The sequence below is a fragment of the Anaerostipes sp. 494a genome (assembly GCF_001940315.1).
Taxonomy (GTDB): Bacteria; Bacillota; Clostridia; order Lachnospirales; family Lachnospiraceae; genus Anaerostipes; species Anaerostipes faecalis.
On the sequence record NZ_MJIF01000001.1, the window covers coordinates 1,610,001 to 1,634,243 of the forward strand.

At 37.7% G+C, this 24,243-nt stretch carries 20 protein-coding genes, 4 tRNA genes and 1 rRNA gene (1 of these 25 cut by a window edge); 19 read left to right on the forward strand and 6 right to left on the reverse strand.

Annotated features, from left to right (window positions below):
- The 5 genes from BHF70_RS08135 to BHF70_RS08155 all read left to right on the forward strand — a co-directional run.
- Nucleotides 1-649 (forward strand): 23S ribosomal RNA (locus BHF70_RS08135) (it extends 2,236 nt beyond the left edge of the window).
- Between the two features lie 67 nt (nt 650-716).
- A tRNA-Asn gene (locus BHF70_RS08140) sits at nt 717-789 on the forward strand.
- A 54-nt stretch (nt 790-843) separates the two neighbouring features.
- Nucleotides 844-915, forward strand: a tRNA-Glu gene (locus tag BHF70_RS08145).
- A 35-nt stretch (nt 916-950) separates the two neighbouring features.
- A tRNA-Cys gene (locus BHF70_RS08150) sits at nt 951-1,021 on the forward strand.
- A gap of 50 nt (nt 1,022-1,071) precedes the next feature.
- Nucleotides 1,072-1,145: transfer RNA gene (locus tag BHF70_RS08155), tRNA-Met, on the forward strand.
- Between the two features lie 130 nt (nt 1,146-1,275).
- Here BHF70_RS08155 and BHF70_RS08160 read toward each other — a convergent pair.
- A complete protein-coding gene (locus BHF70_RS08160) occupies nt 1,276-2,319 on the reverse strand; it encodes a LacI family DNA-binding transcriptional regulator (protein WP_242946352.1) in 1,044 nt (347 codons plus the stop codon).
- Nucleotides 2,320-2,650: 331 nt separating this feature from the next.
- Here BHF70_RS08160 and BHF70_RS08165 point away from each other — a divergent pair, with 331 nt between their 5' ends.
- The 4 genes from BHF70_RS08165 to BHF70_RS08180 are packed head-to-tail and all read left to right on the forward strand — an operon-like array spanning nt 2,651 to nt 6,784.
- The gene (locus tag BHF70_RS08165; protein WP_075759755.1) at nt 2,651-4,090 is read left to right on the forward strand and encodes an NAD(P)/FAD-dependent oxidoreductase; all 1,440 of its coding nucleotides are present in this window, start codon (nt 2,651-2,653) and stop codon (nt 4,088-4,090) included.
- Nucleotides 4,090-5,343 carry an NAD(P)/FAD-dependent oxidoreductase gene (locus BHF70_RS08170; RefSeq protein ID WP_075759756.1) on the forward strand — a complete coding sequence of 418 codons (1,254 nt, stop codon included), beginning with the start codon at nt 4,090-4,092 and terminating at the stop codon, nt 5,341-5,343. Before BHF70_RS08165 ends, BHF70_RS08170 begins: the two co-directional genes overlap by 1 nt.
- Before the next feature lie 18 nt (nt 5,344-5,361).
- Nucleotides 5,362-5,712: a DUF1667 domain-containing protein gene (locus BHF70_RS08175; RefSeq protein WP_075759757.1), complete on the forward strand. Its 351-nt coding sequence runs from the start codon at nt 5,362-5,364 to the stop codon at nt 5,710-5,712.
- 28 nt (nt 5,713-5,740) lie between these two features.
- Nucleotides 5,741-6,784, forward strand: a complete 1,044-nt coding sequence (locus tag BHF70_RS08180; protein ID WP_075759758.1) for a glycerol-3-phosphate dehydrogenase — start codon at nt 5,741-5,743, stop codon at nt 6,782-6,784.
- Between the two features lie 88 nt (nt 6,785-6,872).
- On the opposite strand, the gene BHF70_RS08185 is transcribed toward BHF70_RS08180, so the two are convergent.
- From BHF70_RS08185 to BHF70_RS08195, 3 genes are read right to left on the reverse strand one after another with little or no spacing between them, the layout of a single operon-like run.
- Entirely contained in the window at nt 6,873-8,744 is a 1,872-nt protein-coding gene (locus BHF70_RS08185; RefSeq protein WP_075759759.1) for an ABC transporter ATP-binding protein, read from the reverse strand.
- Complete coding sequence (locus BHF70_RS08190) at nt 8,737-10,470, reverse strand: ABC transporter ATP-binding protein (RefSeq protein ID WP_075759760.1); 1,734 nt, start codon at nt 10,468-10,470, stop codon at nt 8,737-8,739. Before BHF70_RS08190 ends, BHF70_RS08185 begins: the two co-directional genes overlap by 8 nt.
- 34 nt (nt 10,471-10,504) lie before the next feature.
- On the reverse strand, nt 10,505-10,957 hold the full coding sequence (locus BHF70_RS08195) for a MarR family winged helix-turn-helix transcriptional regulator (protein ID WP_075759761.1): 453 nt from the start codon (nt 10,955-10,957) through the stop codon (nt 10,505-10,507).
- Nucleotides 10,958-11,166: 209 nt separating this feature from the next.
- On the opposite strand from BHF70_RS08195, the gene BHF70_RS08200 reads away from it, so the two are divergent.
- The 6 genes from BHF70_RS08200 (at nt 11,167) to BHF70_RS08225 (ending at nt 15,545) form a co-directional block, all read left to right on the forward strand.
- Nucleotides 11,167-11,982, forward strand: a complete 816-nt coding sequence (locus tag BHF70_RS08200) for a GGDEF domain-containing protein (protein WP_075759762.1) — start codon at nt 11,167-11,169, stop codon at nt 11,980-11,982.
- A 1-nt stretch (nt 11,983) separates the two neighbouring features.
- On the forward strand, nt 11,984-12,403 hold the full coding sequence (locus tag BHF70_RS08205) for a PPC domain-containing DNA-binding protein (RefSeq protein WP_075759763.1): 420 nt from the start codon (nt 11,984-11,986) through the stop codon (nt 12,401-12,403).
- A gap of 21 nt (nt 12,404-12,424) precedes the next feature.
- A complete protein-coding gene (asnS, locus tag BHF70_RS08210) occupies nt 12,425-13,810 on the forward strand; it encodes an asparagine--tRNA ligase (RefSeq protein WP_075759764.1) in 1,386 nt (461 codons plus the stop codon).
- A 62-nt stretch (nt 13,811-13,872) separates the two neighbouring features.
- A complete protein-coding gene (locus BHF70_RS08215; RefSeq protein ID WP_075759765.1) occupies nt 13,873-14,481 on the forward strand; it encodes a hypothetical protein in 609 nt (202 codons plus the stop codon).
- Nucleotides 14,482-14,568: 87 nt separating this feature from the next.
- Complete coding sequence (locus BHF70_RS08220; RefSeq protein ID WP_075759766.1) at nt 14,569-15,015, forward strand: GatB/YqeY domain-containing protein; 447 nt, start codon at nt 14,569-14,571, stop codon at nt 15,013-15,015.
- Entirely contained in the window at nt 15,012-15,545 is a 534-nt protein-coding gene (locus BHF70_RS08225) for a cysteine hydrolase family protein (protein WP_075759767.1), read from the forward strand. Before BHF70_RS08220 ends, BHF70_RS08225 begins: the two co-directional genes overlap by 4 nt.
- A 102-nt stretch (nt 15,546-15,647) precedes the next feature.
- Here the strand turns inward: BHF70_RS08225 and BHF70_RS08230 are convergent, their stop codons facing one another.
- The gene (locus BHF70_RS08230) at nt 15,648-18,050 is read right to left on the reverse strand and encodes an endonuclease MutS2 (RefSeq protein WP_075759768.1); all 2,403 of its coding nucleotides are present in this window, start codon (nt 18,048-18,050) and stop codon (nt 15,648-15,650) included.
- Nucleotides 18,051-18,263: 213 nt separating this feature from the next.
- On the opposite strand from BHF70_RS08230, the gene ppk1 reads away from it, so the two are divergent.
- The 3 genes from ppk1 to rlmD all read left to right on the forward strand — a co-directional run bounded on the left by ppk1 (nt 18,264) and on the right by rlmD (nt 22,786).
- Entirely contained in the window at nt 18,264-20,312 is a 2,049-nt protein-coding gene (ppk1, locus tag BHF70_RS08235) for a polyphosphate kinase 1 (RefSeq protein WP_075759769.1), read from the forward strand.
- Between the two features lie 135 nt (nt 20,313-20,447).
- On the forward strand, nt 20,448-21,389 hold the full coding sequence (locus tag BHF70_RS08240; RefSeq protein ID WP_075759770.1) for a CRISPR-associated endonuclease Cas3'': 942 nt from the start codon (nt 20,448-20,450) through the stop codon (nt 21,387-21,389).
- An 8-nt stretch (nt 21,390-21,397) separates the two neighbouring features.
- On the forward strand, nt 21,398-22,786 hold the full coding sequence (gene rlmD, locus BHF70_RS08245) for a 23S rRNA (uracil(1939)-C(5))-methyltransferase RlmD (protein WP_075759771.1): 1,389 nt from the start codon (nt 21,398-21,400) through the stop codon (nt 22,784-22,786).
- Nucleotides 22,787-22,946: 160 nt separating this feature from the next.
- Here the strand turns inward: rlmD and BHF70_RS08250 are convergent, their stop codons facing one another.
- On the reverse strand, nt 22,947-23,090 hold the full coding sequence (locus BHF70_RS08250) for a hypothetical protein (protein ID WP_330390901.1): 144 nt from the start codon (nt 23,088-23,090) through the stop codon (nt 22,947-22,949).
- Between the two features lie 241 nt (nt 23,091-23,331).
- On the opposite strand from BHF70_RS08250, the gene BHF70_RS08255 reads away from it, so the two are divergent.
- A complete protein-coding gene (locus tag BHF70_RS08255; protein ID WP_075759772.1) occupies nt 23,332-24,210 on the forward strand; it encodes an AraC family transcriptional regulator in 879 nt (292 codons plus the stop codon).
- The last annotated feature ends 33 nt before the right edge of the window (nt 24,211-24,243 follow it).

A 24,243-nucleotide genomic window follows, 5' to 3' on the forward strand; every position in this document is an offset into this window, starting at 1 on the left:
GGGCGGTCGCCTCCGAAAGGGTATCGGAGGCGCTCAAAGGTTCCCTCAGAATGGTCGGAAACCATTCGAAGAGTGCAAAGGCAGAAGGGAGCTTGACTGTGACACCGACGGGTGGAGCAGGTACGAAAGTAGGACTTAGTGATCCGGTGGTATAACGTGGGATTGCCATCGCTCAACGGATAAAAGCTACCCTGGGGATAACAGGCTTATCACTCCCAAGAGTTCACATCGACGGAGTGGTTTGGCACCTCGATGTCGGCTCATCGCATCCTGGAGCTGTAGCAGGTTCCAAGGGTTGGGCTGTTCGCCCATTAAAGCGGTACGCGAGCTGGGTTCAGAACGTCGTGAGACAGTTCGGTCCCTATCCGGCGCAGGCGGAGGAAATTTGATAGGAGCTGTCCTTAGTACGAGAGGACCGGGATGGACGGACCGCTGGTGTATCTGTTGTACTGCCAAGTGCATGGCAGAGTAGCCAAGTCTGGAAGGGATAAACGCTGAAGGCATCTAAGCGTGAAGCCCCCCTAAAGATAAGATTTCCCATACCATAAGGTAGTAAGACCCCTTGAAGACTACGAGGTTGATAGGGCAGAGGTGGAAGTGTAGCAATACATGGAGCTGACTGTTACTAATCGGTCGAGGCTTTAACCAGAGAAGGCAGAGTGAGGGATGACTTGCAAGAGATCTTGTATGATGTTTTGAAGGCACAAGCCTGATGATCCTCGATAGCTCAGTTGGTAGAGCACACGGCTGTTAACCGTGCTGTCGCTGGTTCGAGCCCGGCTCGGGGAGGTCAAGATACCGGGAGGTATCAGGAAAAGAAGGCCGTGAAGCGGTCAGAAAAAAGGCTCCATGGTCAAGTGGTTAAGACACCGCCCTTTCACGGCGGTAACACGGGTTCAAATCCCGTTGGAGTCATATTTTTTGAAATATGAGCATACAATTTATTATGTGGCGCCATAGCCAAGTGGTAAGGCATGGGACTGCAACTCCCCGATCACCAGTTCAAATCTGGTTGGCGCCTTTTCTAAACACTTAGTGATTCTAAGTGTTCAGTTTAATTTCATAAAATGGCGCGGGATGGAGCAGTCTGGTAGCTCGTCGGGCTCATAACCCGAAGGTCGTTGGTTCAAATCCGGCTCCCGCAATTTTAAAGGTCTGCAATAATATTAATTTATTGCAGACCTTTTTGTTTTCTTTTTGTACATAATCTTGTTCGATTTGTTCTAGTGCTTTAATTTTATATGACTTTACACTTTCCAGTTGAATTTCGAACGATTAATTCCGGTTCATATTCCATTCGCATAATATAGTGGTGTTTAGAAGGACTATCCTTTTGGGCATTTTTTTATAAATAATATCCACAGCTTCTCGTCCTTTGTATACAGAAGCATGTTCTATGGTAGTCAAGGAAATCTGAGGCATAGAAGATAAAGTAATATTATCAAAACCGCAAACAGAATAATCTGAAGGAATGCGATAACCGTAATCTGAAATAGCCGCCATAATTCCAAAAGCAGTCATATCATTATTTCCTACAAAAGCGGTAGAGGGAGTTTGTTCATCTAAAGACTGTGCAGCAAGATCATAACCGTTTTGATATTCAGAGCTGTCTGCGGGATAACGTCCATAGGCAGCCATGGTTGGAGATTTCACTTCGATTTGTGAAGGATCAATGCCATGATCTTTAAAACTTGCTTTCAAACCTTCTAAACGATGGATTCGTCCAACTTCTTTGGCACGAATCGGTGTTGACACATAAGTTACGTGTGTGTGTCCCAGGGATATTAAATAATCGCCAATAATATAACCAGGTTTTTTACTATCAAGTTCAACAGAATCAAAACGGCAGGATTCGGGTTTGTCACCGATGGAGACTACAGGTACCTGTTTGGATAATGCATTGGCTTCAGCAATTTTAGTTGGAGGATATAAAGAAATAACTCCAGCAAGTTCGAAACCAGATAACAGATTGAGATACAGCTCTTCCCTGGAAACATCTCTTAATGTGGAAATAGTAAAAACGGTGTATCCATATTCTTTTGCCCGCTCTGTAATTGAATGGATAATCATAGAATAGTAGCCATTGGATAAAATCGGACAAATGACAATAATACTTTTTGCCAAAGCAGTATCTTTCTTTTTTGATCCTTTCACTGGCTTTATATAGCCCAGTTCTTTGGCTGCATCTTTTACTTTATCAATAGTATCCTTTGAAAAAGATACATGAGGTTTATTGCTTAAAATCATCGAGACTGTAGATTGTGAGACTCCTGAATATTCTGCAATATCTCTTGTGGTAACTTTATTTCTTTTTCCCATTATATATCCTCCGTTCTTATAGTTTTTTTCAAAAATCATTGAAAAAAAAAGAATGATTTTTTTTGATTAATTGAAATTATTAATTGAAAGTTGTATTCGATTAATAATATTATACAAATGATTAATAACCTTTTCAAGAGTTTCTGCAGTTCTGAAAAAAATATCAGAAAAATATGTATTTAAAAGCATTGTTAATCAAAAGTAATGATTAATTTAAAATTGAGAAAAACCGCATAAAATGGGCGTTTGCGGTGTTTGACACAAGGGGAAAAGTGTGATTAGATTAAGTCAGTAAGAGTCAAATGTAAATGAAAACAGGAGGGATAAAACAGTGTATGATGTAGCAATTATCGGTGCAGGAATCACAGGCTGTTCAATCGCATACGAACTTGGAAAATATAACATTAATGCAGTAGTGATCGAGAAGGAAAATGATGTTTCTGTAGGAACCACAAAAGCAAACAGTGCAATTATCCATGGAGGATACGATCCAAAACCGGGAACTTTAATGGCAAAGTACAATATTAAAGGAAATGTTTATACGAAAGAACTTTGTCAAAAGCTGGATGTACCATTTAAACAGATTGGAGCTTTGGTTGTAGCTTTTAGTGAAGAAGAAAAGAAAACTTTAGAAGAGTTAAAAGAGCGCGGTGCCCAAAATGGTGTTCCTCATATGGAAATCTGGGATAAAGAAAAACTTCATAAAGAAGAACCAAACATATCAGATAATGCAGTTGCAGCATTGTTATCACCAAATGTCGGTATTGTCAGTCCATGGGAACTGGCAATTGCACTTGCAGAGACAGCAGTAGAAAATGGAGTAGACATTAAATTAAACACAGAAGTGACTGGAATCGAAAAGAAAGATGATGCATACCAGATTGAAACAAACAATGGAATGATCGAAGCAAAATATATCTGTAATGCAGCGGGAGTTTTTGCAGATAAAGTTAATGAACTGATAAATGAAAAGACGTTTGAAATTACTCCAAACAAAGGTGAGTATTACTTATTAGATAAGAGTCAGGGAAATCTGGTAAATCATGTTATTTTTCAGTGTCCAAATGAAAAAGGTAAGGGAGTTTTAGTCTCACCTACAGTACATGGAAACTTAATTGTAGGTCCTGATTCCCAGCCATCTGCTGGAGATGATACATCAACAACAGGCAGCGGACTTAGTTTTGTAAAAAATACAGCATTAAAATCCGTGCCAGGAATTAACTTCAGAGAATCCATTCGTAATTTTGCAGGTGTTCGTGCAAGAACAAAAAAACATGATTTTCAGATTTATGAAGATAAGAAAAACAAGGGATTCATCAATATCGGAGGAATGGAATCTCCAGGATTATCATCTGCAACAGCGATTGCATTGGATGTTGTAAAAATGCTTGCTGATACCGGGCTTGTACTGGAAGAGAAAAATGATATTGTAGATACAAGAAAAGTAAATCGTTTCAAACATTTAAGCCATGAAAAACGTGCAGAATTAGTAAAAGAAAATCCTTTATATGGAAAGATCATTTGCCGTTGTGAAACAGTTACAGAAGGAGAAATCGTTGACGCAATCCATCGTCCGATTCCTGCAACTTCCATTGATGCTGTTAAGAGAAGATGTAATGCAGGTATGGGTAGATGCCAGGGTGGTTTCTGTGGACCAAGAGTACAGGAAATCATCTCCAGAGAATTAAATATTCCATTGAAAGATGTGCCACAGGATCGATTGGGAACAGATATTATTACAGGAGAAACGAAGGATGGAGGTGCCAGATAATGAAATATGATGTAATTGTAGTCGGTGGAGGTCCGGCAGGATTAGCGGCAGCAGTAGAAGCAAGTAAAAATGGTGCCGAAAGCATCTTGGTGATTGAACGTGATCAGGAATTAGGTGGAATTTTAAATCAGTGTATACATAATGGTTTTGGACTTCATTATTTTAAAGAGGAATTAACAGGTCCTGAATATGCAGGAAAATTTATTGAAATGTTAGAGCAGACCAATATTCAGGTGATGCTGGATACTATGGTATTGGATGTGGATGAACAGGAAAAATGTGTTCATGCGATGAATAAAAAAGATGGCTACATGAAACTGGAAGGAAAATCTATTATTCTAAACATGGGATGCCGAGAAAGAACAAGAGGAGCTATTGCAATTCCCGGGGACCGCCCGGCAGGAGTGTTTACCGCAGGTGCTGCACAGCGTTATGTAAATATTGAAGGATATATGGTAGGTAAAAAGGTCCTGATTTTAGGTTCTGGTGATATCGGACTGATTATGGCAAGACGTATGAGCTTAGAAGGTGCTAAAGTTGTTGGCTGTGTAGAACTTTGTCCATATTCTAATGGCTTAACACGTAACATTGTACAGTGCCTGGAAGACTATGATATTCCTTTGTACTTATCTCACACCATTACAGATATCCAGGGAGATAAGAGAGTAGAAAAAGTTATCGTTCAGAAAGTGGATGAAACAAATACTCCAATTCCGGGAACAGAAATCGAATTTGATGTAGATACAGTTCTGCTATCTGTAGGTCTGATTCCTGAAAATGAATTGACAAGAGCAGCAGGAATAACAATGGATCCAAGAACAAATGGACCAGTTGTATTTGAAAATATGGAAACTTCTGCGGAAGGTATATTTGCCAGTGGAAATGTTGTACATGTACATGATCTGGTTGACTTCGTTACAGCAGAAAGCCAGAAAGCAGGAAGAAGTGCTGCAGAATATGTAAAAAATGGAGAAACAAAAGATCAGACTTGTATTGAATTGAAGAACGGAGATAATGTCGGATATACAGTACCACAGAAAATTCGTCCGGCAAATGTAGATAAAATGGTTGAAGTTATGTTTCGTGTAAGAAATGTATTCAAAAACGTTGAAATCAAAGTAAGATCCAATGGAGAACAGCTTGCATCTTTCAAACGTGAACATATGGCTCCAGGTGAGATGGAAAAAATCGTTATTCCAAAGGCATTTTTAGATAAAGTTGAAAATGGAGAAATCACAGTATCTGTGGAGTAGAAAAGGAAGGTGCAGAAAATGACAGAGTTAATTTGTATTGTGTGTCCAAAAGGATGTCATTTAAAAGTTGATGAGGAAAATGGATATAAAGTCACAGGAAACGGATGTCCTAGAGGAGCTGCCTATGGTGAAAAAGAGCTGGTAAATCCTACCAGAGTAATTACTTCTACAGTAAAAGTAGATGCTCAGACAGCAAGGCGTGTTCCGGTAAAAACCAAAGGGGATATTCCTAAGGGAAGAATATATGATATTATGGACGAGTTAACAAAGGTGACAGTTAAAGCACCGGTACAGGTGGGAGATGTAGTGATTCCAGATGTATTAGGACTTGGTGTAGATATTGTTGCATGTAAAAAAGTAGCAAAATAATTTAATTAAAATTTCAGGAGGAAAAGAAATGAGCGTTATAACATTTGTATGTGCAGGTCAGATGAACTCTGCAATCACATTCCCAGCATTCGAAAACGGACATGAGGTTCGTCTTGTTGGATCACCACTTGATAGAGATATCATTGATGGATTAAGAAAAGATAATTTCCATATTACATTAAAGAGAACATTACATGATGGAATCAAATATTATCAGATCGAAGAATTAGAAGAAGCACTGGAAGGTGCAGATTTAATTCTTGGTGGAGTCAGCAGTTTTGGTTTAGATTGGTTCTGTGATGAAATATTACCAGTACTTCCAGAAGATGTACCATTGTTAACAGTAACAAAAGGTATGGTGGATCTGGATGATGGAACATTAGTACCTTATCCACATATTTTTGCACAAAGACAGCCAGAAGGAAAAAATATTAACTTTAACGCAATCGGTGGTCCATGTACAAGTTATGAATTAGCAGATCATGATGACAGCCATGTTGCTTTCTGCGGAAAAGATATGGAAACATTGAAATTCATCAAATCTCTGCTTGCTACAGATTACTATCATATCAGTTTATCTACAGATGTTGTTGGTGTTGAATGTGCTGTAGCTATGAAAAATGCTTATGCATTAGGTGTATCATTGGCAGTAGGTCTTGCAGAAAAGAGAGATGGAGAAATAGGTGCTGTACATTATAATTCTCAGGCAGCACTGTTTGGACAAGGTGTTAAAGAAATGATTCGTTTGTTAGACTTAATCGGTGGAAAACCAGAAAATATCATTCACGGAGCTGGTGACTTATATGTAACCGTATTCGGAGGAAGAACACGTAAAATTGGAACATTATTAGGACGTGGCTTATCATTTGATGAAGCAATGGAAGAACTAAAAGGTGTGACTCTGGAATCTATCGTTATTGCTACAAGAACAGCTCGTGCTGTTAAGAAACTGGCTGAAAGAGGAATCGTTGATTTGAAAGATTACCCATTACTTATGCATGTAGATGATATTATTAATAATGGTGCAGAAGTTGACATTCCATGGGAAGATTTTACTATGATTTCTGAGTAAGAAAATAAATGATAAGAAGGAGAGGCTGTTACACAAGGTGTAATCAGCCTCTCCTTTATTATTGAATTCATATATCAAAGTATTTACTTTAAGAAAGTTCCAGTTTACCGGTGTATAACTGATAATAGGTTCCTTTCTGTTTTATTAAATCTTTATGATCTCCACGTTCAATGATTCTTCCGTGATCTAAGACCATGATTGCATCACTGTTTCGAATGGTAGAGAGGCGGTGGGCAATGACAAATACGGTACGGCCTTTCATCAGATTATCCATTCCTTTTTGAACAATACTTTCTGTACGGGTATCAATGCTGGAGGTCGCTTCATCGAGAATCAGTACCGGAGGGTCTGCAACAGCAGCTCTGGCAATAGATAGAAGCTGACGTTGTCCCTGAGATAATTCTTCTCCATCTCCGTTTAACATGGTGTCATAACCTTGTGGAAGCATTTGTATAAATTGATCCGCATGGGCAAGCTGGGCTGCTTTGTAAATATCTTCATCTGAAGCATCCAGATTTCCATATCGGATATTATCTTTAATCGTACCGGTAAATAAATGAGTATCCTGCAGGACAATACCAAGAGAACGTCGTAAATCATCCTTTTTAATCTTGGTAATATTGATTCCATCGTAACGAATCTTTCCCTGCTGAATATTATAAAACCGGTTAATTAGATTGGTAATTGTTGTCTTCCCGGCCCCGGTGGAACCAACAAAGGCAAGTTTCTGACCAGGTTTAGCAAACAGATTAATATCATGAAGAATGGTTTTATCATCATTGTAACCAAAAGTGACATCTTCAAAGCGAACATCTCCAGTCAGTTCAGTATAGGTTACGGTACCTTCTGCAGAATGAGGATGTTTCCATGCCCACATTCCGGTATGCTCCTTACATTCAACAATATTTCCCTGTGCATCTTTTTTTGCATTGACTAAGGTTACATAGCCCTCATCATCTTCAGGCTGTTCGTCGATAAGCTGAAAAATACGTTCTGCCCCCGCAAGTGCCATAACAATAGCGTTAAATTGCTGTGCCACCTGCATAAATGGCTGTGTAAAACTTTTTGTAAACTGCAGGTAGGATGCCATAACTCCAAGAGTAATTCCACCGATACCTTTAACAGACAGCAGACCACCTAAGACTGCGGTCAATACAAATTGAAGATTTCCAATATTACCAATGACCGGTCCCATCATATTTGCATATTTATTTGCCTGAGCGGCACTTTCAAATAAGACTTCATTAAACTGGTCAAATTCCTCCTGAGATTTTTTCTCGTAATTAAAGATTTTTACAACTCGCTGTCCATTCATACGTTCTTCAATAAATCCGGTAACATCTGCCAGAGCTTTTTGCTGACGAACAAAATATTTTCCGCTGTTTCCACCGATTGCTTTTGTTACAGCAATCAAAACAATAATAATGATAACAGCAAGAATCGTAAGGAGAGGACTCAATACTAACATGGATATAAAAGTAACAACAATGGTAAAAAAGGACATTAATGCCTGCGGGATGGACTGGCTGATCATCTGTCTTAAGGTATCTGTATCATTGGTGTAAAGACTCATAATAGAGCCGTTGGTATTCTGGTCGAAATAACGGATTGGAAGTGTCTGCATATGTTCAAACATATCATCACGTACCCGTTTTAACACACCCTGTCCAATATAAACCATCATTCTTGTATAAATAAAAGTAGAGAGAACACCAATCAGAAAAATACAGCCAAGTACAGTTAGAGCCCTGTAAAGTTCAGTATAATCTGGATTTGTGTGTCCAATCAAAGGAATAATGAAATCGTCCAGCAAATATTTTAATGATAGAGAAACAGAGATAGAGGCAATAGAGCTGAACAGAATGCAGATAAATACCAAAAGGAGGCGGAATTTATATGTTTCTGTAACATATTGCAACAGGCGTTTTGCTGTTTTTAATGCATTTCTATTTTTATTCATTATCTTCATCTCCCTTCATCTGTGATTCATATATTTCCCGGTAAATTTCATTTGTTTTTAACAGTTCCGCAGAGGTTCCCATGCCCATAATCTTACCACCATCAATGACTATGATCTGGTCTGCATCTTCAATAGATGAAATACGCTGGGCAATAATAATTTTTGTAGTATCCGGTATTTCTTCACGAAATGCTTTACGGATCAAAGCATCTGTTTTCGTATCTACAGCACTGGTTGAATCATCAAGAATCAGAATTTTTGGTTTTTTCAATAATGCTCTGGCGATACAAAGTCTTTGTTTCTGACCTCCGGAGACATTATTACCACTCTGAACAATCATAGTGTTATATCCAGATGGAAATTCATTGATGAATCCATCTGCCTGTGCAAGTCTGCAGACGTGTTTAACTTCTTCATCGCTGGCATTTCTATTTCCCCACCGGATATTGTCATAAATAGTACCGGTAAAAAGGACATTTTTCTGGAGTACCATAGATACCTGGTCTCTTAAGGCTTCCAGTTGGTAGTTTCGGACATCAACACCTCCTACTTTTACTGATCCTCCTGTTACATCATATAGGCGAGGAATCAGCTGAACCAGAGTGGATTTAGAGCTTCCGGTTCCCCCGATAATACCAATAGTCTGACCAGATTTGATGTGTAAGTTAATATCTTTTAAAGAAAGATTTCCATCTTCGCCGGCATAACTGAAGTTTACATGATCAAATACAATGTCTCCGTCGGCTACGTTGGTTATAGCCTGTTCTTTATTCTGCATTTCCGGTATTTCTTCCAGTACTTCTGTAATACGTTCGGCAGATGCTTCTGCAATCATAATCATAACGAATACAAAAGTTACCATCATAAGGGAACCTATAATCTGCAGTGCATATACAATAATGCTGGTTAATTCTCCAGTTTCCATAGTTCCCTGAATAATGCTCTTTCCGCCAATAGATACAAGGAGCAGAATTACTACATACATGGTAAACTGCATAACAGGAGAGTTCCAGGCAACAATTTTTTCTGCTTTTGTAAATAAGTCATAAACATATTGAGAAATTCCATGAAACTTGTTAATTTCGAAATCTTCTCGTACAAAGGCCTTAACTACACGGGATGCATTGACATTTTCCTGAACTGAATTATTTAATACATCATATTCATCAAATACTTTAATAAAATGGGGATGAGCTTTTTTTGCAATGAAGATTAGGGTTCCGCCAAGAATTGGAATCATAATCAGAAACAGCAGAGCCGCTTTCTTATTTAGCAGTAAGGTCATAATCCAGGAAAGAATGACCATAATAGGTGCTCTTGCTAAAAGACGGATACTCATCATATAGGCCATTTGGATATTGGTGATATCAGTGGTCATACGGGTAACAAGTCCGGATGTGGAAAAATGATCAATATTATGAAAAGAAAATTCCTGTACCTTATAAAAAATATCGTGACGAAGATTTTTAGCATATCCTGCACCGGCAATGGCTGCCATATTACCGGCAGTAACACCAAAAAACAGGGAAAGCATTGCCATGATTACAAGAATAATCCCCCTCTGGATGATATAATCCATATTTCCCTGAGCAATTCCAATATCGATAATTTTAGCCATTTCCAATGGAATAAGAACTTCCATTAGAACTTCAAGAATTACAAGAAAAGGGGACATCAGCGATTGAAATTTATATTCACGGACTGATTTTAAAAGTGTTTTATTCATCGTTTTTGCGTACCTCCTTAATGTTGATAGTTTGTTATGTGAGATTCTGGAGCATCTGATATAGAGTTTTTTTGCACAGCAGGAGTTGTTCTTCTGAAATCCCTCTTGTTAGATAGTTTTCTGTTTGACATATATGTTCAAGAATTTCGGGACGAAGGGCTTCTGCCTTTTCTGTTGGAATCAGTCTTTTTAATCGACCATCTTTCGGGTCATTTTGTCTTTTTATAAAGCCGTTTTGTTCCATTAGCTTTAGAATTCCTGTCACAGTTGATTTTCGAATCTGAAATTCTTCCTCGATATCTTTCTGGAATACGTTTCTGTGCAATGTTTCCAGTAAAATAAAATTGAGTACATGCCTCTGAATAGGAGTCAGACCCTGATCTGCTTCCTGACACTGACAGTAATTATCACGTTTTAACTTATGAGACAGCATCTGAATCAGACGTCCCATATGCATTTCTTTTAATGTTGTCTCTATATCTTCCATAGTGTTTCCTCCATTGAAAAAAGTTAGCAACCTAACTTGATTTATTATTATAGAGATTGTTACTTTCGTTGTCAATATTGAAATAATCAGTTCAGGATTATAAATAATATCAACATTTACCGTAACCTATGTGGTAAAAGCCTTTGAGAATTGTAGATTCCGTGGATTCGTGATAAAATGGAAGAAAACATCAACAAGGAGGAATAATTTTGAAATATTCAAATAAAAAATCAAATATAAAAATTACAATATTTCTAATATGTATTCTGGTATTTGTTGGTGGAGCATTATTTGATTTTTACAGCAGAATCCAGCAAAGGATACTTGAATTACAATTAGATGTGGATGCAGAAATTCTTTTAGGTAATGATATATATATGCTTATCTGGAAGATTATTATTGCAGTAATATTGTTATGTGGAATTATTGTTTATTATACTAATAAAGAAAAGAAACAATATATGCATGAGATTGATGAAAAGAAAAAGAGTGAGAAAGAACTGAAAGAAAAAGCGGATCGTGATTATCTTACAGGGTTGTTTAACAGAAGGAGCGGTGAGGAGCAGGTAGAAAGATTCCTTGAGAAAGAGGCAGAAAACAGCGAGGTGTGTCATGCTTTTATTATTATGGATTTGGATAATTTTAAATTGCTCAATGACACTTTTGGACACCAGATTGGTGATCTGGCACTAAAAGAAGTAGCAGATGTATTATACAGACATTTTCATGCAGAAGATATCATTTATCGTCTGGGAGGAGATGAATTTGCAGTTCTGATGAAAAATATTCCGATACATATTATACCGAAGAATATGCAGGTTCTTTTAGGAAAAATACTGAAAATATATGAGCAAAAGGATAAAGCAGTTACCTTATCTGCATCCGTTGGAATTGCCTTATGGCCGGCACATGGAGAAAAACTTAAAGAACTGTATAAAAAGGCAGATTATGCCTTATATCACGTAAAGAAAAAAGGAAAAGCATCCTTTGAAATATATAAGGAACATCAGGAAGGAGACATTTAAGATGGAATACCGTAAATTTGACGATCATTATGTGATTCGTCTGGACAGAGGAGAAGAAATCGTTGCCAAACTTAAGGAGGTTGCGCAAAAAGAAGGTATTAAACTGGCATATTTGACAGGAATAGGTGCTGTTGGAAAAGTAACGGCGGGAGTATTTGACACAAAAGAAAAAGAGTTTAAAGGACATACATGGGAAGGTGATCTGGAGGTTGTTTCCATAGGAGGAAATATAAATACCATGAATGGAGAGACCTATGCACATTTTCATATTAGTATCGCAGATGAAGAGGGACATGTTTATGGAGGACATCTGACAGAGGCTGTGATCAGCGGAACCGGAGAAATGGTTTTAACAGAGATTAAAGGAAATGTTGATCGAGAGTATGATGAAGAAATTGGTCTGAACTTATTCAAATTTTAAGGAGCAGGAGGAAGCTGTTTCATGAAGATGATGACAGGAAGACAAATATTTAAAAATTTTAAAGAATATGATCAGAAATCAGTAGAATTATGTGGATGGGTGAAGAGTAATCGTGGTTCAAAGAATTTTGGATTTCTGATTATAAATGACGGAACTTTTTTTGAGCCGATTCAGGTTGTTTATGGAAAAGAAATGGACAATTTCTCACAAATATGCAAGATGACGGTAGGAACAGCAGTAATCGTTCAGGGAAATCTTGTGGCAACACCTGATGCCAAACAGCCGTTTGAGATACAGGCAGAAAAGATTTTCGTAGAAGGAAGTTGTCCTTCTGATTATCCATTGCAGAAGAAAAGACATACATTTGAATATTTAAGGAGTATTTCCCATTTACGACCACGAACCAATACATTTCAGGCTGTATTTCGTGTCAGATCTCTGGTAGCATATGCAATTCATAAATTTTTTATGGAGAGAGATTTTGTATATGTTCATACACCGATTATTACCGGACAGGACTGCGAAGGGGCAGGAGAAATGTTTCAGGTAACCACTATGGATCTGGAAGAAATTGCAAAAGAAGGGAAAGTTGATTATGAAGATGATTTCTTTGAAAAACCGGTGAATCTGACAGTAAGCGGGCAGCTTTCAGGAGAGACTTTTGCACAGGCATTTCGAAATATTTATACATTTGGTCCTACCTTCAGGGCAGAGGCATCCAATACTACCAGACATGCGGCGGAGTTTTGGATGATTGAACCGGAAATGGCATTTGCAGATCTTGAAGATAATATGATTCTGGCAGAGCAGATGATAAAATATATTATCAGATATGTGTTGGAAAAGGCTCCTGAAGAAATGGAGTTTTTCAATAAATTTATAGACAAAGGGCTTTTGGAAAGACTTCATCATGTGGCAGAATCTGATTTTGCCAGAGTTACTTATACAGAAGCGGTGAAGATACTGGAGCAGCATAATGATGAATTTGAATATAAGGTTTCCTGGGGAATTGATCTGCAGACAGAACATGAAAGATATCTTACAGAAAGGATTTTCAAAAAACCTGTATTTGTAACAGATTATCCAAAAGATATCAAAGCTTTTTATATGAAGATGAATGATGATAATAAAACAGTGGCAGCAGTAGATCTTCTTGTGCCGGCTATTGGAGAAATCATAGGAGGAAGCCAGAGAGAAGATAGTCTGGATAAATTGGAAGCAAGAATGGAAGAGCTGGGAATGAATCCGGAGGATTATGATTTTTATCTGGATTTAAGGAAATATGGTTCTACAAGACATTCAGGATTTGGACTGGGATTTGAGCGAATGGTAATGTATGTTACCGGAATGGGAAATATACGTGATGTAATTCCATATCCAAGAACTGTTGGAAAGTGTAAATATTAAGGGTATGAGGTTTGAAGAAATGCATATGCTACCAGTAGAAGATTTATTCAGGAGGTAGCAGGATGCATTCAATCTGGCAGGAAAAAATAGATTTTCCCGATTATCCAATTTTGAAATCAGATAAAAAAGCCGATGTCGTATATTTGGAAGCAACTTTAAAAAATGCAGTGGAAGCGCATTTTTTAAAAGAGCAGGGAAAAGCAGTAATGATTTTGGAAAAAGGTATTATTTCCCGAAAGAGTGATCTTGGTGGAATGGGTATTTTAAAAGCCGAAAATAAAGAAGAGAGAAAAGTGCTTCATCAGCTTCGAGATTATATTTTCGGTAGGCAGATTCCCTGCGAGATGGAGGTAGTATCAGAAAACTGTCTATGGATTCATCCTGTTAAGCTGTTTTTGTTTATGTCAGAGGGAATACCTGTGTATGAGCAGACCTGTGTGCAGACACGAACAGGAAAGAGACTGGATATTGGCTGTGCATATGTGGATGCGGCCCAGATCATAGAACCAGAAAATAAAAAAGATCCAATGTATATTTATGTTTTTGAAGAGGAGATTTTTTTTAAGATGAATCAGAAGGATTTTCTTAATGTGAGAAAATATAAAGATGTGTGGCTTGCCCAATCATTAAAAAGAGATTTGAAGGGAAGCAGATATTACTGGGAGGTTTAAGGAAGTTTCCAATGGAGACTTCCTTTTGTGTTGTAAAAGGTATAAAATAGAAGGAAACGAGAGAAAGAAAGAGGAGGAACTAATCTCATGAGTATGATTGATGTAATTCGTAAAGAAATGATGACTGCAATGAAAAACAAGGACAAAGAAAGAAAAGATAGTTTGTCCATGCTGTTAAATGCATTGAAAAATGCACAGATTGATAAAAGAGAAGATCTGACAGAAGCAGAAGAAAATTCAATTATTGCAAAAGAAATCAAACAGACAAAAGAAACTATGGATTCCTGTCCTGCAGACCGTACAGATATTATTGATGAATGTAAAGCTCGTCTTGCAGTTTTAGAAGAATTTGCTCCAGAGCAGATGAGTGAGGATCAGATCAGAGCAGAAATCGAAGCTGTTCTTACAGAACTTGGAATTGATGCTCCAACCATGAAAGATAAAGGAAAAGTTATGAAAAATCTGATGCCAAGAGTAAAAGGAAAAGCAGATGGCAAACTGGTAAATCAGTTAGTAGGAGAAAAGCTTCAATGAGAAAAGCATTAGTAGTAATTGATATGCAAAATGATTTTATCGATGGAGCACTGGGAACAGAAGAAGCCCAGATGATTGTTTCATCTGCAGCAGATAAGATCAGAAATTTTCAGGGAGATATCTATGGTACGCTGGATACTCACAAAGAAGATTACCTTTCTACCCAGGAAGGGATGAATCTTCCGGTTCCTCATTGTATTTATGGGGAAGATGGATGGGCACTGAATGGAGAAATTATGCAGGCCATTGCAGATACAAAGGGGAATGTTCATGAGTTTTGTAAAAAGGATACCTTTGGATCTACCCAGCTGGCCCATGTACTTGGAAGAGAATATGCAGGTGCTGATGTGGAAATCCAGTTAATTGGATTATGCACGGATATTTGCGTAATATCAAATGCCATGATAATTAAAGCTGCGCTTCCTGAGGCCAAGCTTGTAGTTGATTCGTCATGTTGTGCAGGGGTGACACCGGAAAGTCATCAAAATGCACTGGAAGCTATGAAAGTATGCCAGATAAAAATTAAATAAAATGTTTTAGAATAAAAAGCTCCACTTTACAGTAACAGTATCCGCTGTCGGATTTAAAAACTATTACTGATAAGGTGAAGCTTTTTGTTGTAGAAAAATATTTTAAAGCATGACCACAGTTACTCCCAGATCCCCTTCGCCGTATTCACCATCACGATATCCGGAGATTCGTTTTTGCTTTTTCAATAATTTAAAATAGTTATGAAGTCCTTTTCGTAATGCACCGGTTCCTTTTCCGTGAACTACTGTAATCTGATTAAGATTTGCAAGACAGGCATCATCAATATATTTATCAAGCTGGGCGATGGCCTCGTCTACGGTCATTCCCATTACATTGATTTCCGGTTTAATAGAAGCTGATTTACTGATGGCGGTACGTCCCCGGTTTCGACTTTCGTTTCTTTGATTTTCCTTTTTCACTTCTTTTGCAGTCTTTGTAATTTCCAGATCTTTAATATTTACAAGAGAACGCATCATTCCCATCTGAACATAAAGATCACCTTTGGCATTTGGTAATGTCTGTACAGTACCAGCTAAAGACAGACTGGTAACATATACTTCATCCCCAACCTGAAAATCGCTGGCATCATGGCGTTTTTTAGAACGTTTTTTAGATTTGTATGCCATTTGATTTTCCAGCTTAGTCATACGGCCACGAAGATCACTTCTCATATGCTCCATTTTCTTGTTGGCATTCTGATTGTTGGTCTGTTTTTTCAGTTTATTATATTCTTTAATAGTAGAATCTGCCACTTCTTTGGCTTCGGAAATAATATTATGGGCTTCTTCTCTGGCATCTCGAAGCAGTTTATCACGTTTTTCTTTTATATTATCCTGTTTTGATTTTAAACTGCGTCGGAGAGATTCGATTTCCTTTCGGTATTCTAATATTTCTTCCTGTTCCTGTTCAATGGTTTGTTTACTTTTTTCCAAATCTGCCAGAATAGATTCGAAGTCTTTTACAGATTGATCAATCTGTCCGGATGCATCCTGAATAATATGCTCATCAAGTCCCAGTTTTCTGGAAATGGCAAAAGCATTACTTTTTCCAGGAATACCAATCATCAGACGATAAGTTGGTGAAAGAGTTTCCACATCAAATTCACAGGAAGCATTTTCAATATCATCTGTGGAAAGGGCAAACATTTTCAATTCACTGTAATGAGTGGTTGCCATGGTTTTAACACTACGGGCATGAAGATCATTCAAAATAGAAATTGCCAGCGCAGCCCCTTCAATAGGATCAGTTCCACCACAAAGCTCATCTAAAAGAACAAGGGAGTTGCGGTGCGCCTGTTGGATGATGGATACAATATTTGTCATATGAGAAGAGAAAGTACTTAAATTCTGTTCAATGCTTTGTTCATCACCAATATCAGCAAAGACTTCCTCAAAAATTCCAAGGCTGGAACCTTGAAAAGCTGGAATATGCAGGCCGGCCTGTCCCATTAATGTAAGAAGCCCTACAGTCTTCAGTGAAACGGTTTTACCACCGGTGTTAGGGCCTGTAACGATCAGCATGGAAAAATCTTTCCCGAGAGATACATTGATTGGTACGACTTTTTTTCTGTCCAGCAAAGGATGTCGTCCCTGTTTAATATCAATGATACCATCTTCGCGGAAAATAGGTTTGGAACCATCCAGGTCTTTGGCATATTTTGCTTTAGCAAAAATAAAATCCAGAAGAATGAGAATTTCCTGGTTATGTGCAAGGTCATCAACTCCATAAGAAGCATGTTCACTTAAGGCGGATAGAATTCGTTCAATTTCTGTCTGTTCTTTTCCTTCCAGTTCTTTTAACTCATTGTTGAGATTCACTACAGACATAGGTTCAATAAATAATGTGCTTCCAGAAGAAGACTGGTCGTGGATCATTCCCTGGAAACTGCTTCGATATTCTTGTTTTACCGGAATACAGTAGCGGCCATTTCTCATGGTAACAATAGCATCCTGCAGCTTATCCTGATTGGCAGCAGAACTGACAAGAGATGTCAGTTGTGCATGGATCTTCTGATTGGTCTGTTTCATTGCACGACGAATACTTTTTAATGAAGATGATGCATCATCACTGATTTCCTCTTCTGAAATAATACAACGTCGGATTTCGCGGAGAAGATCTTCCATCGGAATCAGATTTTCAAATAGTTCATCCAGTGAATCAGGTTCCAGATCCTCTTCTGTCCGGACACCATAAGAAACAGCATTTTTCACTGTTTCTAAAAGCCGGGCAATGTCCAGAAGCTCACCGGTTCCCAATGTTCCTTTCATTTTCAGACGCATCAGGCATGGAGTGAGATCGGATACTCCAAAAAAAGATACATTTCCACGTTTGTAAATGCGTGTCAATGCATCCTGTGTCTGATCCTGTGCGTTCAAAATATCAGTCTCATCGGTCATAGGAGTTAGACCGGAACACATGGATTTGCCTAATTCTGTAGTGGCATAACCGGTCAGGATGTTAATAATTTTATCAAATTCTAAAGTTTGTAGTACTTTTTGGTTCATAATTAATAATCCTTCTTAATTTAAATGAAATGTTTCATCATAATATAATGAGTTTAACATATATTGATAGCGGTGTAAACGCGAGGAAATGTCGAAAAATAAGGAAACGTGAGGTTATTTTACAAGAAATTAACATTACCGGAAAATAAATTTTACGATGAAGGAGTATGCTAAAAAAGAGAATATGGAATAATTGAAAGGTGAATTATCAGAATGAAACAGAAAATTTTTATGAATCGAGAACTTTCATGGCTGAAATTTAATGAACGAGTATTAGAGGAAGCAGAAAACAAAAATGTTCCATTATGTGAACGATTAACATTTGCATCTATTTATCAAAGTAATCTGGATGAATTTTTCATGGTACGTGTAGGCTCCCTGATTGACCAGATGCTGATTGATAAAAATATGAAAGAAAATAAAACTAAAATGACGCCAGTGGAGCAGCTTCAGGCAATTATGCCCCAGGTACGTAAACTGAACCGAAGAAAAGATATGGTTTATGAAGAAATCATGGATCAGTTGGAAGAGTATGGAATAAAATTAGTGAATTTCCAGAAGATATCCAAAAAGGAAAGTGAATATTTGAGAGAATATTTCAATGAAGAAATGGCACCGCTGATTTCTCCTACAATCATTGGAAAGCGTCAGCCTTTTCCGTTTTTAAAGAACAAAGAAATTTATGCAGTTGCAGTACTGGAAACAAAAAGCGGAAAAGAAAAACTGGCAATTATCCCATGTGGAAATGGTGTATTTCAGCGTTTGGTAAAACTGCCAAACAGTGATGAGTACATACTTTCAGAAGAGATGATTCTTCATTATGTACCTAGGGTATTTAAAGGCTACCATGTAAAAGCCAAAGCATTGATTCGAATAACAAGAAATGCGGATATTGATGCAGATGCCATGTACGATGAGGATCTGGATTATCGTGATTTTATGGTAGAACTGATCAAAAAGAGAAAAAAACTTGCTCCTGTCCGTCTGGAACTTTCTAAGGAAATGGACGGAGAAATTATTAATACATTATGTGAATACCTGGATCTGGATCCAGACTATGTATTCCAGAACCGTACACCATTGGATCTTTCTTTTGTATTTGTCATTCAGGATATTTTACGAAAAGAATCTTCATTATTTTTTAAAAAGCGGGTACCACAAAAATCTGTTCAATTTAACGATGATGAGCCGATCATGGATCAGATTGCCCAAAAAGATAAATTATTAAGCTATCCATATGAAAGCATGAAGCCATTTTTAAAACTGCTTCAGGAGGCTGCCAATGACAAAGATGTAGTATCAATCAAAATGACTCTGTATCGTGTGGCAAAACAGAGCAAAATTGTAGAAACGTTAATTGAAGCGGCTGAAAATGGAAAAGAAGTTACAATTCTTGTAGAGTTAAAGGCACGATTTGATGAAGAAAATAATATTGTATGGTCCCGCAGACTTGAAAATGCCGGATGTCGTGTGATTTATGGACTGGATGGTTATAAAGTACACTCAAAACTGTGTCTGATTACAAGAAAAACAGAAGGTCATGTGGGATATATTACTCAGATTGGAACTGGAAATTATAATGAAAAAACCAGTCGTTTGTATACAGATTTATCTCTGATGACAGCTAATGTTGATATTGCTCTGGAAGCTGCAGATGTATTCCAATCTCTGTCTATGGGAGAAACAGTGGATTCAACCAATCATCTTATGGTTGCACCAAATTGCCTACAGAATAAAGTATTACATTTGATTGATGAGGAAATTGCTCATGCGCAGGCAGGAGAAAAAGCTTATATTGGATTGAAAATGAATTCGCTGACAGATAAAAAGATTATGGAAAAATTAATCGAAGCATCTTGTGCTGGTGTAAAGATTGATATGATTGTGCGAGGAATATGCTGTCTGATTCCGGGAGTGAAAGGCAAGACAGAGAACATTAAAGTGACCAGTATTGTAGGACGATTTCTGGAACACTCCCGTATTTACATTTTCGGGGTTCAGGGCAGAGAAAAGATTTACATCGCTTCTGCAGACTTTATGACAAGAAATACTTTACGAAGAGTAGAAGTAGCCGCACCGATTTATGATAATGATATTAAGATGCAGTTAAATGAAATGTTCATTACAATGCTAAGTGATAATCAGAAAGCCAGAGAAGAGGACAGTGAAGGAAATTATAAAATCTGTGAAAATCAGGATACTCCTTTGAATTCACAGGAATTCTTTTATGAACAGGCATATAAAAATGCCGAAAAAATGTAGAAATTCCACATACTCTGCAGAAAATAAAGAATCCAAAATATATCATGCTTTTTATATGGATTTTATAAAAGAACTGTGGCATAATGAAACATGTATGCGTTAAGCAGCAATACCAAAATTAGAAAGGCATTATATATGAGATATATTAGTGAATTACGTGAAGGGGATCAGGTTTCTGAGATTTATTTATGTAAGACAAAATCTCCTGGAACCTCAAAGTTTGGAAAATCTTATTATTCCCTGACACTGCAGGATAAAACAGGAATGATTGATGGTAAAGTATGGGAACTTACAAATGCCATCGGTCATTTTGAGGCAATGGATTATATTTTAGTCAGAGGTCAGGTGACAAGTTATCAGGGGTCTAATCAGCTGAACATACAGCAGATTCGAAAAGCACAGGAAGGCGAATACAGAATGGTTGATTACATGCCAAGTACGAAGAAAGATATTGATGGCATGTATCAGGAGTTGTTAAATCTGATCAGGAAAACAAAAGAACCACATTTAAAGAAACTGGCAGAAATGATTTTTGTTGAAGATAAGGATTTTGCCAGGGAATTTAAGGTTCATTCTGCAGCCAAAAGTGTACATCACGGTTACATAGGAGGACTGTTGGAACACAGTTTATCGGTGGCGAAAATCTGCGAAAGTTATGCAGATCTGTTTCCACAGATCAATCGTGATCTTATTGTTATGTGTGCGTTATGGCATGACATGGGTAAAGTTGAAGAATTATCCGGATTCCCTGAAAATGATTATACAGATGAAGGACAGCTGGTGGGTCACATTGTTATGGGAGCCATTAAGCTGGATCGTTTGATTCGACAAATTCCGGGATTTCCACCAAAGCTTGCCAATGAAGTGAAGCATTGTATGCTGGCACATCACGGGGAGCTGGAGTTTGGATCTCCAAAGAAACCGGCATTGCTGGAGGCAATCGCTTTAAGTCAGGCAGATAATCTGGATGCAAAAATGGAAACTTTTGCTGAGATTATGGAAAAGCAAAAAGAAGATCAGGAATGGTCAGGTTTCCAGAGACTGTTAGATACAAGAATCCGTAAAACATCAATTTAGAGGTATGTATGGAATTTAAGAAGAATCAAATTGTAGAAATATATATTGATGATATTGGAAATGAGGGAGAGGGCATTGGTCATATTGACGGCTATGCCCTTTTTTTGAAAGATGCCGTTATTGGAGACAGAGTTCGAGCAAAGATCATAAAAACAAAGAAAAATTATGGATTTGCCAGAGTTGAAGAAATCCTGGAACCATCCAAAGATCGTGTAGAGCCAAAGTGTCCTGTGGCCAGACCGTGTGGTGGCTGTACCTTGCAGCATTTGTCCTATGATAAACAGCTTGAGTATAAATTTAATAAAGTAAAAAACTGTCTGGAACGAATAGGCGGACTTAATGGTATTGAAGAGAAAATGGAACCGATTTATGGCATGGAAGAACCTTTCTATTATCGCAACAAAGCTCAGTTCCCGGTAGGAACAGATAAAGAAGGAAATCTGGTTACCGGATTTTATGCAGGAAGAACCCATAGCATTATTGATTGCACTCATTGTGCTATTCAGCATCCGGTCAATGAAGAAATTTTGTTAAAAGTACTGGATTATATGAAGGCAAACGGCATTACTGCCTATGATGAGAAAATACACAAAGGACTGGTGCGCCATATTGTAACTCGTGTTGGCTTCGTCACTGGCGAGATTATGGTTTGCTTCGTTATAAATGGGCAGAAAAAAGATTTGAGAAATCTGGACAGACTGGTGGATTCTTTAAAGGAAATTAAGGGAATGACCAGTATTTGTATTAATGTGAATAAAGAAAAAACAAACCGTATTTTAGGAAATAAAATACAAGAGGTTTATGGTCCTGCTTATATTCATGACTACATTGGAAATGTAAAATATCAGATTGGACCGCTGTCATTTTTCCAGGTAAATCCAAAACAGACTAAGGTTTTATATGAAAAGGCACTGGAATACGCTCAGCTGAATGGAGAAGAAACTGTCTGGGATTTATACTGCGGAATCGGAACTATTTCCTTGTTCCTGGCACAGAAAGCAAAACAGGTTTATGGAGTGGAAATTGTTAAAGAAGCCATTGATGATGCCAGATTGAACGCCAGAATGAACGGATTTGACAATGCACAGTTCTTTGTGGGAAAAGCAGAAGAAGTTCTTCCAAGAGAGTATGAGAAAAATGGTGTCTATGCAGATGTTATCGTAGTGGATCCGCCAAGAAAGGGATGCGACGGAAAGCTTCTGGATACTATGGTAAAGATGGCACCAAAACGGATCGTTTATGTCAGCTGTGATCCGGCAACTCTGGCAAGAGATGTGAAGGTGCTCGGAGAAAACGGGTATCAGGTAGAAAAAGTCAGCGTTGTGGATCAGTTCAGCCATAGCAGCCATGTTGAGACGGTGTGTTTGATGTCAAGAAAAGCCAAATCATTAAACTAGTACGAAATGAAAAAATGTGAAGAGTTCTGTTTTAATAGGTGAGATGTTTTGAACCCTGAAAAGTAGAAATAACCCTCCGGGATATCGATTATGGTAATCCAGAGGGTTTTATTTTCATACTTTTATATATCTTTGGTTTTTACAACCTGTGATATCGTCCCTATTTCAGATTTACTTTAAAGAAATCTTCAAGCTTATCAAACGGAATTGCATCCTTTCCACCGCCATCATATAAGTCTGTGTGAACCATGTCAGGTATAATCAGAAGTTCCTTGTTATCAGTATATGGATTATCGTTTATCATATTGGCATAAGCATCCCTGCTAAAGTAACATGAATGTGCTCTTTCTCCAACTCTTGAGACAAATATGTATATTATCTGGAAGAAAATACAATTCTAAATTTGCTTTATTGCAATCAGTTTCTATGTCTCGTTTTCTTTGGATTATAAGATTTGTCTCCAATTAACACTACACAGCATAAAATGTCGGGAGACTGGATTTGTTTCTTGATAAAATGTAGTCACAGAACAGGAGGAAAAGAATATGGAATGGATAGCAGGGATTCAAAGAGCGATTGATTATACGGAAGCTCACTTAACAGAAGAAATAGACTATGAGATTGTGGCGAAAGAGGCCTATTCGTCATCATTTCATTTTCAAAGGGTATTCAGTATTCTGTGTGGATTTACGTTGGGAGATTATATCCGTATGCGGCGTCTTTCTCTGGCAGCAGAAGACCTGATTCAAACAGATGATAGGGTTATAGACATTGCCTTGAAATATGGTTATGACACGCCAGAAAGCTTTACCAGAGCTTTTGCCCGTTTCCACGGAATTACGCCTACAGAAGCAAGGCATGGAGGTAATATCAAGTCTTTTTCCAGACTGTCTGTAAAACTTATTTTAACAGGAGGTAGTACGATGGACTATAGAATTGAGAAATTGGATGCTTTTCAGGTTATCTGCAAACGTAAGACAGTAGGAAAACCTGCAAATGCAGCGGCAACAGCAGATATTTCTGCATTTTGGGGAGAATGTGCAGCGGATGGATCTACACAGCAGATTATCAGTTATTTTCCTAAAAAACCTAAACTGAAAGGTTTGCTTGGCATATGCTTTTCTGCCGAAATGCAAGCTTCAAAGTTTCCGTATGGTATTGGTGTAGAGTATGACGGCAGCCCGGTGGATCAGGATAGCCTGGAGATTATAGAAATTCCGGCATATACTTATGTTGTGTTCACCTGCAAAGGGAAAATGCCGGATGCTTTTGTGGAAACTTATCGGAAGATTGTTTCAGAATTCTTTCCACAGAGTGATAAGTATGAGTATGGTCAGGGGATTGAACTTGAAGTATATCCTTCTGATAAGGTCAGCAATCCAAATTATACCTGCGAAATCTGGATTGCAGTTAATGAAAAATAAGTATAGAAAAGAAGTGCCCGCTAAAGTTTTTTT

What these genes read in the sequence shown, in the direction of transcription:
- BHF70_RS08205 (WP_075759763.1), top strand. Translation starts at nt 11,984, where the DNA reads ATGGAATACCGTAAATTTGACGATCATTATGTGATTCGTCTGGACAGA.
- BHF70_RS08195 (WP_075759761.1), bottom strand. Translation starts at nt 10,957, where the DNA reads ATGGAAGATATAGAGACAACATTAAAAGAAATGCATATGGGACGTCTG.
- BHF70_RS08230 (WP_075759768.1), bottom strand. Translation starts at nt 18,050, where the DNA reads ATGAACCAAAAAGTACTACAAACTTTAGAATTTGATAAAATTATTAAC.
- BHF70_RS08215 (WP_075759765.1), top strand. Translation starts at nt 13,873, where the DNA reads ATGCATTCAATCTGGCAGGAAAAAATAGATTTTCCCGATTATCCAATT.
- BHF70_RS08180 (WP_075759758.1), top strand. Translation starts at nt 5,741, where the DNA reads ATGAGCGTTATAACATTTGTATGTGCAGGTCAGATGAACTCTGCAATC.
- BHF70_RS08190 (WP_075759760.1), bottom strand. Translation starts at nt 10,470, where the DNA reads ATGAATAAAACACTTTTAAAATCAGTCCGTGAATATAAATTTCAATCG.
- BHF70_RS08220 (WP_075759766.1), top strand. Translation starts at nt 14,569, where the DNA reads ATGAGTATGATTGATGTAATTCGTAAAGAAATGATGACTGCAATGAAA.
- asnS (WP_075759764.1), top strand. Translation starts at nt 12,425, where the DNA reads ATGAAGATGATGACAGGAAGACAAATATTTAAAAATTTTAAAGAATAT.
- rlmD (WP_075759771.1), top strand. Translation starts at nt 21,398, where the DNA reads ATGGAATTTAAGAAGAATCAAATTGTAGAAATATATATTGATGATATT.
- BHF70_RS08185 (WP_075759759.1), bottom strand. Translation starts at nt 8,744, where the DNA reads ATGAATAAAAATAGAAATGCATTAAAAACAGCAAAACGCCTGTTGCAA.
- BHF70_RS08170 (WP_075759756.1), top strand. Translation starts at nt 4,090, where the DNA reads ATGAAATATGATGTAATTGTAGTCGGTGGAGGTCCGGCAGGATTAGCG.
- BHF70_RS08240 (WP_075759770.1), top strand. Translation starts at nt 20,448, where the DNA reads ATGAGATATATTAGTGAATTACGTGAAGGGGATCAGGTTTCTGAGATT.
- ppk1 (WP_075759769.1), top strand. Translation starts at nt 18,264, where the DNA reads ATGAAACAGAAAATTTTTATGAATCGAGAACTTTCATGGCTGAAATTT.
- BHF70_RS08225 (WP_075759767.1), top strand. Translation starts at nt 15,012, where the DNA reads ATGAGAAAAGCATTAGTAGTAATTGATATGCAAAATGATTTTATCGAT.
- BHF70_RS08250 (WP_330390901.1), bottom strand. Translation starts at nt 23,090, where the DNA reads ATGATAAACGATAATCCATATACTGATAACAAGGAACTTCTGATTATA.
- BHF70_RS08255 (WP_075759772.1), top strand. Translation starts at nt 23,332, where the DNA reads ATGGAATGGATAGCAGGGATTCAAAGAGCGATTGATTATACGGAAGCT.
- BHF70_RS08160 (WP_242946352.1), bottom strand. Translation starts at nt 2,319, where the DNA reads ATGGGAAAAAGAAATAAAGTTACCACAAGAGATATTGCAGAATATTCA.
- BHF70_RS08175 (WP_075759757.1), top strand. Translation starts at nt 5,362, where the DNA reads ATGACAGAGTTAATTTGTATTGTGTGTCCAAAAGGATGTCATTTAAAA.